At 46.0% G+C, this 12834-nt stretch carries 10 protein-coding genes; 5 read left to right on the top strand and 5 right to left on the bottom strand.

The genetic code is table 11. The features are described from left to right. Positions 1–19: 19 nt before the first annotated feature. Complete coding sequence (gene pdxH / locus J3U75_RS01790; protein WP_267390478.1) at positions 20–652, bottom strand: pyridoxamine 5'-phosphate oxidase; 633 nt, start codon at positions 650–652, stop codon at positions 20–22. 187 nt (positions 653–839) lie between these two features. On the opposite strand from pdxH, the gene hemA reads away from it, so the two are divergent. Together hemA and prfA are read left to right on the top strand one after the other, a co-directional pair. Beyond that, the gene (hemA, locus tag J3U75_RS01785; RefSeq protein WP_267390229.1) at positions 840–2102 is read left to right on the top strand and encodes a glutamyl-tRNA reductase; all 1263 of its coding nucleotides are present in this window, start codon (positions 840–842) and stop codon (positions 2100–2102) included. A gap of 81 nt (positions 2103–2183) precedes the next feature. Further along, a complete protein-coding gene (gene prfA / locus J3U75_RS01780; protein ID WP_267390228.1) occupies positions 2184–3266 on the top strand; it encodes a peptide chain release factor 1 in 1083 nt (360 codons plus the stop codon). Positions 3267–3308: 42 nt separating this feature from the next. On the opposite strand, the gene J3U75_RS01775 is transcribed toward prfA, so the two are convergent. Continuing rightward, positions 3309–4193, bottom strand: coding sequence for a DMT family transporter (locus J3U75_RS01775; protein WP_267390227.1), 885 nt, complete (start codon positions 4191–4193; stop codon positions 3309–3311). A 50-nt stretch (positions 4194–4243) separates the two neighbouring features. Next, the gene (locus tag J3U75_RS01770; protein WP_100152486.1) at positions 4244–4513 is read right to left on the bottom strand and encodes a DUF1289 domain-containing protein; all 270 of its coding nucleotides are present in this window, start codon (positions 4511–4513) and stop codon (positions 4244–4246) included. Positions 4514–4745: 232 nt separating this feature from the next. On the opposite strand from J3U75_RS01770, the gene typA reads away from it, so the two are divergent. The 3 genes from typA (at position 4746) to mfd (ending at position 11015) form a co-directional block, all read left to right on the top strand. Continuing rightward, on the top strand, positions 4746–6560 hold the full coding sequence (gene typA, locus J3U75_RS01765; protein ID WP_267390226.1) for a translational GTPase TypA: 1815 nt from the start codon (positions 4746–4748) through the stop codon (positions 6558–6560). 365 nt (positions 6561–6925) lie between these two features. Beyond that, the gene (locus J3U75_RS01760) at positions 6926–7414 is read left to right on the top strand and encodes a DUF456 domain-containing protein (RefSeq protein ID WP_267390225.1); all 489 of its coding nucleotides are present in this window, start codon (positions 6926–6928) and stop codon (positions 7412–7414) included. Positions 7415–7604: 190 nt separating this feature from the next. Beyond that, complete coding sequence (gene mfd / locus J3U75_RS01755) at positions 7605–11015, top strand: transcription-repair coupling factor (RefSeq protein ID WP_267390224.1); 3411 nt, start codon at positions 7605–7607, stop codon at positions 11013–11015. Between the two features lie 110 nt (positions 11016–11125). Here mfd and J3U75_RS01750 read toward each other — a convergent pair whose 3' ends face one another. Beyond that, positions 11126–11824: a M48 family metallopeptidase gene (locus tag J3U75_RS01750; RefSeq protein ID WP_267390223.1), complete on the bottom strand. Its 699-nt coding sequence runs from the start codon at positions 11822–11824 to the stop codon at positions 11126–11128. A 248-nt stretch (positions 11825–12072) separates the two neighbouring features. Beyond that, entirely contained in the window at positions 12073–12834 is a 762-nt protein-coding gene (locus J3U75_RS01745) for a lysophospholipid acyltransferase family protein (protein WP_267390222.1), read from the bottom strand.

The raw sequence follows: 12834 nt of genomic DNA, 5'->3' as shown, positions 1-12834 counted from the left end.
AGAAAAATGTCAGCAAATTCTATGGTGCTAATCGCTGCTTAATCCATAGGCCTTTTTCTCGCATATACTGAACACGGTCATGCAGACGGCTAGGTCTTCCCTGCCAAAACTCCACAAGATCAGGCTCGACCAGATACCCACCCCAATGCGGAGGACGTGGTACGTTCAGCAAGTATTTTGCTCCAAATGCAGCGGCACGAGTCATCAGCACGGCTTTGCTACTGATAACCGAGCTTTGCTCACTTGCCCAGGCTCCGATACGGCTGCTGTAGGGACGGGAACGGAAATAAGCATCAGAATCTTCAGCAGCTAGCTGCAGTACTACGCCCTCCACCCGCACCTGACGTTCCAGCTCTGGCCAAAAAAAAGTCAGTGCAGCATAGGGATGCTGGCTTAAAGCACGACCCTTACGGCTATGATAATTGGTAAAGAACACAAAGCCCTTTTCGGTCACTTCTTTTAATAATACGATGCGCGCATTAGGACGGCCATGTTGATCCACTGTAGCTACATTCATCGCAGTAGGTTCATTCACTTTGGCATGTATGGCTTCTGTTAGCCACTTTTGAAACTGTTCTAGTGGATGAGCACAACAATCGGCTTCACTAAGTGACTGTTGGCTGTAATCCTGACGTATGTCATGCAAATCCAGATTATTCATAGTATTAATTTATACATACAAAAATGATGATAGCAGTGCAAGACCGTCTTGCTGATTTTTCGGTACTAATAGCGTATAATTGAGCACTTTAACAGCTTTATATTTAATCGTAATATAAAGTCTGGTTGGCAATTATCCTACCCGCCGCAGCGGGTAAACGCAAATAACTTCAGGCAACATGTCTTTAACCGTTATCGGACTTAATCACCAAACCGCTCCTGTTTCTGTGCGCGAACGTCTGGCCTTTCCGGCTGCTGTACTGTCAGAAGCACTGTGTTCACTCGGCTGTCAGACAAATATTGCTGAAGCGATGATCTTGTCCACCTGTAATCGCACCGAAATCTATTGTATTGGAGATGCTGACGCTGCCATACAGTGGTTGGCCAGTTATCATCAGTTACCATTCACAGAATTCGCACCTTATCTGTACAGACTGCACGATGTGCAGGCCATACAGCATGCTTTTCGGGTGGCTTGCGGTCTGGATTCCATGGTGCTGGGTGAACCACAGATTCTGGGACAGCTTAAAGAAGCAGTGCGCATAGCTCGCTGTCAACATACTTTACACCAGCACCTGAATGCATTATTTGAAAAAACCTTTGCAGCAGCCAAAGAGATTCGCAATGAAAGTGCCGTTGGTGAAAATTCAGTGTCCATGGCGGCGGCAGCGGTGAAAATGGCTGCACAGATATTTCCTGATATTGCCGCGTTGAATGTGTTAATGGTGGGTGCCGGTGAGATGATTGAGCTAGTGGCTACCTATTTTGCTGCAGAGCATCCGCGACGCCTTACGGTACTTAATCGCACACTAACCAGAGCTCAGGAGTTGTGCAGCAAATTGAATAACGGTGCTAATGCCCGTATTCTGACGGACTTACCTGATATCCTGCCCGAATACGATGTGGTGGTGTCCTCCACTGCCAGCCCGTTTCCGGTCATTGGCAAAGGCTTGGTCGAACGGGCACTTAAACTACGGCGCGGTATGCCTGTATTTCTGCTTGATTTAGCTGTGCCACGTGACATCGAGACTGAAGCCGGCGAGCTCAACGATGCTTATCTATATACTGTGGACGATATGGTCAGTATTGTGCAGCATGGGCAGGCTGCCCGACAGCAAGCTGCCGCAGCTGCAGAAAAAATGGTGGCTTCCAAAGTGGCTGAATTTATTGCCTGGCAGCAGACACGCAGCAGTGCACCCTTGATTTGCGCTTTGCGTAGCCAAGGCGAAGAACAGCGCTGCAAAGTGGTAGCTAAGGCTATGCGCCGCTTGCGTAATGGCACAGCAGTTGAAGAAGTATTGCAACGTCTGAGCCATGAACTTACCAATACTCTCCTGCATGCCCCTACTCGTGCGCTGAATAAAGACAGCCAGCAACATCCTGAGCTGGCAAAGGCCATTAGTTTGATTTATCACCTGAATGATTCACATTTACAGCAGTAAATGTAATTCAGCAATAGGTTTGCAGTAGTACTCACCAAAAGTTTCAATTGATTAAAAGTTTAAATAATTACAGGATTCCAGATGAAACCTTCATTGATAGAAAAGTTACAGCACCTGACAGAACGTCTGGAGGAAGTAACCGCATTGCTGGCTTCTCCTGATGTTACCAACGATATAGACGAATATCGTCGCCTCACTCGTGAACATGCAGAACTCACGCCGGTGGTGGATACATACCGCCAGTACACACAAGCGCAAACTGATCTGACAGCTGCTGAAGAAATGCTGACAGACCCAGAATTAAAAGAATTTGCAGCAGAAGAAATTACCCATGCGCGCAATCAGATTGCTCAGTTAGATGGTGAACTGCAAAAACTGCTCTTACCTAAAGATGAAGACGACGATAAAAATATATTTATCGAAATCCGTGCCGGTACCGGCGGTGATGAAGCAGCTTTGTTTGCAGGTGATTTGATGCGCATGTATACCCGTTTTGCCGAACGTATGGGCTGGCAGGTAGAAATTGTATCAGCCAGTGAAAGCGACTTGGGCGGATATAAGGAAGTGATTGCACGTATTGCCGGCATGAATGTATACAGCCAGCTCAAATTCGAATCAGGTGGACATCGAGTACAACGTGTACCGACTACTGAAAGTCAAGGCAGAATACATACTTCAGCCTGCACCGTAGCCATCATGCCCGAAGCTGACGAAGTTGCGGAAGTACAGTTGAATCCGAATGATTTGCGTATTGATACCTTCCGTGCATCCGGCGCCGGCGGACAGCATATCAATAAAACCGATTCGGCCGTACGTATCACCCATCTACCCACCGGTATGGTAGTAGAATGTCAGGATGGCCGTTCACAACATGCGAATAAAGCACAGGCAATGAAGGTACTTGCTTCACGCTTATACGAACAGCAGAAGCATGCAGCTCATGCCAAAGAAGCAGCCGAGCGCAAAAGTCTGATTGGCAGTGGTGACCGCAGTGAGCGCATTCGCACATACAATTACCCTCAGGGACGGGTCACAGACCATCGCATAAATCTTACTTTACATAAACTTGATTTTATTATGGACGGTGATTTAAGCGAATTGACACAGGCACTGATAGCCGAGCATCAGGCTCAGCAGCTGGCGCAGCTAAGCAATGCCAGCTAAAGCACAAAAAAGCTGTTCTGGTACACCAGAACAGCTTTTGTTTTACATACCTGGCAAAATCGAATGAAGACTGCTGCCGTAAAACAGAAACCAGATAGCAGCTATGGCCAGCACAATACCCGCTAGATTCAAGCCATTAATTTTTTCTTTAAATATCAGAGCACCAATTACCGTAGCTAGCGTAATCACACCCAGATTCATGCCAGCAAATACCAGTGACGGGTTCTGCTGAAACTGCTGATGAGCACGAATATAAAACAAAATATTAGCAAAATTCAGACAGCCCAGTAGTAAACCGGCCAGAATACTGGCTGCATTCCAGACCGTTCGGCGTAAAAGCAAATAGCCTATAATCAGCACAGCAGCCAAAATAAATGCTATCAGCAAAGTCGGGGCAAAAGCTGTGCCGCTTTTAGCCATCTGCTTAAATAAAATATCCGTAGTGCCATAACACAGCCACACCCCGAAAAGACAGCCTGCGGTACTGAAAAACCCACCCGTTTGCTTACTTTTAGGCGATTTTTCGCGATAAAGTAACGCCAGCAAAGCCATCAGAGCTAGTGCAATCCCAATTATTTTATTATTACTCAGGCTTTCACCAAACCATATAAAAGCCGCCAGTATAGGTAAAAATAACGAAAGGCGCTGTGCCGCATCTGTTTTAACCATACCGGCCTGCTCAATGGCTTTGCCCAACACAATAAAGCCTAGTGGCAGCCCGATACCCAGTGCAAGAAAAATTATCCAGTGGTGGGCATAAACTTGCCAGTCTGATAACTGTGGATGCAGAAACAACCAACTGCATAGAGCGGCAACTGGATAACCCACCGCTACCGCCTGAGCAATAACCACTCCATTTCTACGTGCTACTTTCAGCAATACGGATACAGCCACACTACATAAGATACTGATAATCAGAAAATGCATTTTTTCCCCTAAAACAAAATTTAGCGCAGATTAACAGCTTATTCAGAATTTTAAAAATCAAAATCCGCCTGTATCCATAATTTTTCTATTAAACTGTCCTTGTCTTCACCAATTTGTCGTGACTGCTGCAACAGTTGTTCAAGCTTGCGCCGGCGCAATTGACATAAACGCAGTACCTGCTGCTTCTGCCTATCAGAAAACTTTAACCAATACAGACGCTCATCCCTACTGCGCAGGCAACCTTTGCAATAGCCTTTATGATTACTTTCACATACGCCGCGACAGGGGCTCGGAATAACAAAAAATTCCAACTGTTCCATTACGCAGATTCCTATGTATAAAACAATACAGCATTCGTAGATAACATCTTTAGCCGATAAAGCACAATAGACACTTCATGGCTATAACCTGGCAGCAGTCGAAACAAACCCGCGCGATTAAGATTAGCAGACAGCCTGATTTTGCTAAAAATTCCACGAAAAGCAGAGTAAATGTTATAATTCAAGGTTAATTTACCTCTGAATAGCAAATACAACTAGGTTACACACCCCCATGAGTAAAAAAATTCGCAATATTGCCATTATCGCACACGTCGACCACGGCAAAACCACACTGGTAGACCAGCTACTACGCCAGTCTGGTACATTTCGTGCCAACCAGCAAGTAGACGAACGGGTAATGGACAGCAACGATCTAGAAAAAGAGCGTGGCATTACCATTCTGGCTAAAAATACTGCCATCGAATATGAAGGCTATCACATTAATATCGTCGATACCCCGGGACACGCTGATTTCGGCGGCGAAGTAGAACGCGTACTGGGCATGGTAGACTGCGTACTACTACTGGTCGATGCACAGGAAGGCCCGATGCCGCAAACCCGCTTTGTTACCAAAAAAGCACTGGCACTGGGATTAAAACCAATTGTGGTTATCAACAAGATTGATAAGCCTAGTGCACGTCCAAACTGGGTAATCGACCAGACTTTCGAACTTTTTGACAAACTGGGTGCCACAGACGAACAGCTCGACTTTCCCATTGTTTATGCTTCCGGTTTGACTGGCTTTGCTAAACTGAATGAAGAGGACGAATCCAACGACATGCGTCCGCTGTTTGAGACCATTCTCAAATATACACCTGAACCGGCCGGCGATGCCGACCAACCTTTGCAATTGCAGATTTCCCAGCTGGATTATGACAATTACACCGGCCGTCTCGGTATTGGCCGTATTCTGAACGGACGCATAAAACCGGGTCAGGTAGTTGCTATTATGAATGAAGACCAGCAGATTGGTCAGGGAAGAATCAATCAGCTACTTGGCTTTAAAGGTCTAGAGCGCATTCCACTACAGGAAGCAGAAGCTGGTGATATCGTCACCATTTCCGGACTAGAAGATATTGGTATCGGCGTCACCATCGCAGATCGCGAACAGCCACAAGGCTTACCAATGCTCAGCGTGGACGAACCTACTCTTACCATGGACTTTATGGTAAATACCAGCCCTTTGGCCGGTACAGAAGGCAAATTCGTTACCAGCCGTCAGATTCGCGAACGTTTGCAGAAAGAACTGCTGACTAACGTTGCTCTGCGGGTGGAAGACACCGCCGATGCCGATGTTTTCCGCGTTTCCGGCCGTGGCGAACTGCATCTAACCATTCTGATTGAAAACATGCGCCGCGAAGGTTATGAGCTAGCCGTGGGTAAACCACGCGTAGTATTCCGCGAAATCGACGGCATAAAATGCGAACCCTACGAAAATCTGACTGTCGATGTAGAAGACAACACCCAGGGCGCTGTCATGGAAGAGTTGGGCCGCCGCCGTGGTGAACTTACCAATATGGAAAGTGATGGCAAAGGACGCACTCGCCTAGAATATCGTATTCCAGCTCGCGGCCTGATTGGTTTTCAGGGCGAATTCATGACCATGACTCGTGGTCAAGGACTGATGAGCCATGTATTTGATAACTACGCACCGGTGAAGGCAGAAATTCCCGGCCGTCGTAATGGCGTACTGGTTTCACAAGAACAAGGTGACGCTGTTGCCTATGCACTGTGGAACCTTGAAGACCGCGGCCGCATGTTTATCAATCCGGGCGAGAAAATTTACGAAGGTATGATTATTGGCATTCATAGCCGTGATAACGATCTAGTAGTCAACCCTCTGAAAGGCAAAAAACTGACCAATGTCCGTGCCTCCGGTACCGATGAAGCTGTGCGCCTTACTCCGCCCGTTTTAATGTCTTTGGAAGCAGCTGTAGAATTCATTGATGATGATGAACTTGTAGAAATCACTCCTCAGACCATTCGCCTGCGTAAACGTTATCTAAGCGAGCAGGAACGGCGCAAACACTTTAAAAAACTGGATTGATTCCGACCTTTCCTGCACAACAGGCAGCCTCAAAATGGCTGCCTGTTTCAGCATTTACACAATAAAAACCGTTCGCATACCATTATATGGTATTCACCTTCATCGCTGATTGCTGATCACAGCTTTAACAGCAAAATAAGTTTAAGAAGAGAATCATGGAGTTTTCATATATGTATACATTACCAACGGCCACTGCGTCCAGAACAGACATCAATATACAAATACCATTTCCAACTGCTACAATTATTGGTTGGTCCTAACCGATTACATAACTTTTACCTTCACAACATAATTTACTCTTGAGTGTGACAGCAGCATCCCCAATCTACAAATATTATTCCTTTTTTCGCGAGGACTTATCTGCCATGACCTCAGTTTTGGTGATATTGGCTATTGTTTTATTACTTATCGGGCTGTTAGGTACATTTATGCCCGCCCTACCCGGATTGCCACTTATGTTTGGCGGCGCATGGCTATTGGCTCTAAGCAGCGATTATCAGATTATGGGTACAGGCACACTGATTACGTTGGCAATTCTCACCGCCTTAGGCTGTGGTATGGATTACATGGCTGGCGTACTTGGAGCCAAGCATAGTGGTGCCAGCAGAAAAGCCATCTGGGGGGCTTTTATCGGTGCTATTATCGGCATGTTCTTTGCCCTTCCCGGTATGATATTAGGCCCGTTAATCGGAGCAGCAACCGGTGAATTCATTGCCAGACGTAATTTAGTGGCCGCTGGGAAAGTAGGATTCGCTACCCTAATTGGCCTAGTTCTCGGCGTTGTTGCCAAAATCGGCTGCGCATTTGCCATTCTGATCACAATCGCCGTGATGTATCTCTATCATTTATATTAACTGAATATTTAACTAACCACCAAGAGAAAAGGCTACTGTATTTGTAATAGAATACATAGCCTTTACTTTTTAAAATTTTATCCATTCTCACGTATGCGGCAATGATTGCCGGTCGGCGCAGGCTTGTCTTATCATAGCTTGCCCATAACTAGTGAAAATCTAATTAATTATTTCCTATAAAACAGAAACTATGTCCGCTGTTGCCCCTTTTGCGTTACCCAAAAGCAGTCAGACCGTACACTGGCCGGATTTAAATGCTGGTAGTCTGCCATTTCTTCTCAGCAAGCATTTGCCTGAAAAAAAACTAAAAATTGTTCTCACAGCGGATGCAGAGCAGGCTATCCGTATTCAGACGGCATGGCAGTTTTTTGACCCAGCTGCGCGTATTGTATTTTTTCCTGACTGGGAAACCTTACCATATGAACATTTTTCTCCCCATCAGGAGCTGGTATCCGAACGCCTTAGCACATTATGGCAATTAAAAAACGGACTGGTTGATGTTTTACTGTTGCCGCTAGCCACAGCAATGCAAAAAATCGCCCCGCCTTCATTTTTGCTTGGCCGTACATTCTGGCTCAAAACCGGCCAGCAATTGGACACTGATGCACTCAAACAAAGCCTGATAGAAGCAGGCTACAACCATGTTACCCATGTAGTAGCCACCGGTGAATTTGCCACCCGTGGTGGGATACTGGATATATTCCCGATGGGTAGTGACACTCCATTCCGTCTCGATTTATTTGATAATGAAATCGACACCATTAAAACATTCGACGCCGATACTCAGCGCACCCTGAACAGTGTTGAAGAAATCCGCCTGCTGCCTGCACATGAATTCCCCACCGACAGCGATGCCCAAAAAATTTTTCGTAGCCGTTTTCGTGAAGAAATCAGCAGTGATCCCCGTAAAGCAACAGTCTATGCAGCTGTATCCGAAGGCCACTTCGGTGCCGGAGTGGAATATTATCTGCCTCTATTCTTTGAAGAAGAATGTGTCAGCATTTTTGACTACATCAATCAGGATGCTATTCTGGTCAGTCTAGGAGATATACACAACGAAGCAGCACGTATCTGGCAGGATGTTAAACAGCGCTATACCATGGCACAAGGCGACCCAGCCTATCCACCGCTGGCTCCGCATTATTTATATATGAGTGAAGACCAGATTGGGGCACGCATCAAAGCATATGCGCGTGTGGTACCGGAGCTAAGCAACCATAATAGCTACACCTTGCCTGATGTTGCCGTCGATAGACAGTCTGACGATCCTCTGCACTCTCTGAAAGCTTTTTTGCAACAGTGGTCTGGTAAAGTATTAATCTGTGCTGAAAGCCTTGGCCGACGTGAAACCATGCTTAATTTCATGCGTGAGTATCAATTGCAGCCACATATCGTCAGTGGCTGGGCAGATTTTCTTCAAGCCAAGGCTGAGTTGTGTTTGACCATTGCACCATTAAGCTATGGCTGCCTGTTGGCCGAACAAAGGTTGGCCATCATCACCGAAGCCGACTTATATCAATACGTCGTACGTGGTCGCCGCACCCGCCGCAAACACAGTGCCGTTTCCGACGGTATGCTGCGTGATCTGGCAGAAATCAAAATTGGCGACCCTGTTGTACACGAACAGCATGGCATTGGTCGCTATCAAGGTCTGGTAACACTTGATCTGGGTGAAGGTGCCAGTGAAATGATGCTGCTGGAGTATGCCGAAGGTTCACAGCTATACGTACCAGTCAGCCAGCTGCAATTGATTTCCCGCTATGCGGGTAGCGCACATGAAAATGTTAGCCTGCACAAACTCGGACATGGTGCATGGGATAAGGCACGGCATAAAGCTGCTGAAAAAGCCAGAGATACTGCTGCCGAACTCTTAAACCTCTATGCACGGCGTGAAGCACAGCAAGGGCATCGCTTCAACCTAAACGAAATAGATTATCAGGCCTTCGCCAATGGCTTCGGCTATGAAGAAACTGAAGATCAGGCGGCCGCTATTGCCGCCACTCTTAAGGATTTATGCGCAGAAAAACCAATGGATCGGCTTATTTGCGGCGATGTAGGATTTGGTAAAACGGAAGTTGCCTTACGGGCAGCTTTTGTAGCCGCTATGGCTGGCAAGCAAGTCGTGGTACTGGCTCCAACTACTCTGCTGGTTGAGCAGCATGCCCAGAATTTTGCCGACCGCTTTGCAGATTTTCCCATTAAAGTTGCTCAACTTTCACGTTTTAATACCAGCAAACAGACACAAGCCACGCTTGCTGGACTAGCAGATGGCACTGTTGACATTGTTATCGGCACACATAAACTGGTTCAGCCGGATGTCCATTTCAAAAATCTTGGTCTGGTCATCATCGATGAAGAACATCGATTTGGCGTTCGTCAGAAAGAACAGCTAAAAAGCCTTCGCGCCAATGTTGACGTACTGACTCTTACCGCCACACCGATTCCACGCACCTTGAGCATGGCTTTAGAGGGTCTACGTGATTTTTCCCTGATAACCACCGCACCCAGCCGCCGTTTAGCCGTTAAAACCTTTGTCCGTCCCCTCAGCGATGGACTGATACGTGAGGCAGTAATGCGCGAACTGAAACGTGGTGGCCAAGTTTTTTTTCTGCACAATGAAGTAGACACCATCGCTAATGCTTATGAAAAACTAAGTAGTTTATTGCCAGAAGCACGCATTGGCATTGCACACGGACAGCTACGAGAGCGCGAGCTGGAACAAGTAATGCGTGACTTTCTACAACAGCGCTATAACGTACTGCTATGTTCAACCATTATCGAAACTGGCATAGACATCCCTAATGCCAATACCATTATCATTGAGCGTGCAGATAAATTCGGTCTGGCACAACTACATCAGCTGCGCGGCCGTGTAGGTCGTTCCTATCATCAGGCCTATGCTTATCTACTTGTGCCCGAAGCCATGACCAAAGATGCTCAGAAACGACTGGAAGCAATTGAAATGGCCGATGATTTAGGCGCCGGTTTCACTCTAGCGATGCAAGACCTGGAAATTCGCGGTGCTGGTGAAATTCTCGGAGAAGGTCAGTCTGGTGAAATGATTCAAGTAGGTTTCACCCTCTACACTGAAATGTTAAAACAAGCAGTACGCAATTTGAAAAAAGGCCGCGAACCGGATTTAGATGCGCCACTAGGCATTACCAGCGACATTAAACTACACAGTCCAGCTTTGTTGCCAGAAAGCTACTGTCCAGACATCCATGCACGCCTCGTTTTGTACAAACGGCTGGCCAGCAGTGAAACCGAAGCTGAAATAGACCAGATTCACGAAGAATTAATTGACCGTTTTGGCTTGCTTGAACCGGCAGTATCCACACTGATCGCCAGTCACCATCTGCGCCTCGAAGCAGCAAATCTGGGTATAGATACCATAGATGCCAGCAGCGAAAGCATAACGTTCACATTTAGCAAGCATCACTGTATTAATCCGGCAACCATCGTTGCCATGATGCAAAATGATAAAAATTACCGCCTTGTCGGTGCAGACAAACTCAGAGTGAATATCGGCATAGAAGACGTGCAACAACGAGTGCAAATAATCAAGAATATTATGAAACAACTCGCAGTAGATGCCAGCTGAAACCGAATGTATTTATATCTGACACCAGCTTTTTAACACACTCATTGAGATTTACTTGTATATCATTCAGCGCAATTACAGCTTACTACAATTGCGCTGTTTGCCGATTTTTAGCGCACATTATCCAGTGCAAACAACTCAGATCCATGCCGTTTCAACCATAAACGCGCATCATGCGTCTTTGATGTATATTTGGCCACCATTGCCCAAAAGTCCCTACCATGATTCGCATAGCGCAGATGACATAATTCATGAATACAAACATAATCAACCACAAACGCCGGAGCTCCAATTAAACGCCAATTTAGACGGATACCGGTACGCCTGCGGCATACACCCCAAAATGTACGTGCTTGAGTTAACGCCATAGATGCGGGTTGTTGCTGTATCACAAGTGCCCAATACTGTAAACGCGATATTAGCTCAGTCTGAGCACACTGCCTTAGCCACGTTCGCAGTATATCAGGCGCGGATGCTTCAGATGTCTCTGGTAACAAAAAGCCCTGTTGCTGATACCATTGTACAGTCGAGAGCCCCTTAGCAAAGGTATAAGAGAAGCGTTGCCCACGATACCAGATAGTGTTCGGTAACTCTGTTTTAATAGATTCTGACTGCTGCCACAATCGTTTAAGCGCCGCTTCATTGGCACCAAACCATTTCTGCAATTGTTTCAGGGAGACAAAAGGCGGTATATTGACAATCAACATAGAAGCCGAAGCGACGCGTACAATGATATTTTTCCGCGCCGTCCGCCGCAAGTGAAACTTGATAACACAGCCATCTTGAGTAGTGTGAATAATCACCGACATATTTATGCTCAAGCAGAATTCTAATCGGCAGACGCGAATAAACGTAACAGATTTATCAATGTATGCACAACCTAGCCATTGCTTAATCAAAGTATTTATGAAAATCAACTATCTCTTCTTTAAACAGCCATGTAGAAACTAGATTTTGATTACAGACAACTAAGCAACACTAAGTTAGCCAATTAAAAAACAATAAATCGTAATTAATGAATTGATTTTCAATCTATTATTTGGCCTCATTAAATTGATTAGTGAGGTAAGACAGGCGTGGGTACTTGAGGATTTTTCGGTGCAAAAGGTCCCACACCCTGAATTTCTATCTGTTTGTCTTCTATCCACTGCTCACAATGCTTAATTAGCTCTTCAGGATTATGTGCCTGTTCATAGTGTATTGGCGCACCAATCACTACGGTCACTTTACCTGGATACTTCAAAAAAGAGTCCTTAGGCCAGAATTCACCACTGTTTAAGGCTACTGGTATCAAATTAAGATGTAGTTCCTGAGCCATGCGCGCAGCGCCTTTTTTATAATGACCGCGATAGCCCGGTTTAATACGGGTACCCTCAGGAAAGATGCAAATCCACATGCCTTTCTGATGGCATATTTTGCCCTGACTGATTATCTGCGCATTTGCTGCTTTGGGATTATTACGGTCTATCCCGATAGTGCCACGCCATTTCAACGCCCAGCCAAATACCGGAATCCGAAAAAGCTCACGTTTTGCCACAAAAGCCAGATCTGGGAAAAAATACAACATAGCCAGCGTTTCCCAGCCCGATTGATGTTTACAACATACAATACCCGGTTCCTGCGGAATATTTTCCCGGCCAATTACTTCATATTTAAGGCCAATAATATGTTCCAGCATCCAGAACAGGGTTTTACCCCATGCAGTTGTCGTCCATGTCACGCCTTTAGGGACAAGCATGGAAACAATCACCACCATCAGCCAAACTAGCGAGAATATACACAAACAAAACCAGTAAATTAAATTACGTAACAACAGCAT

Origin of the sequence: Snodgrassella sp. B3088 (assembly GCF_026535815.1) — a bacterium.
GTDB classification, from domain to species: Bacteria; Pseudomonadota; Gammaproteobacteria; order Burkholderiales; family Neisseriaceae; genus Snodgrassella; species Snodgrassella alvi_E.
Note: the sequence above shows the minus strand (reverse complement) of the source record. Positions and strands in the feature narration are given on the sequence as shown.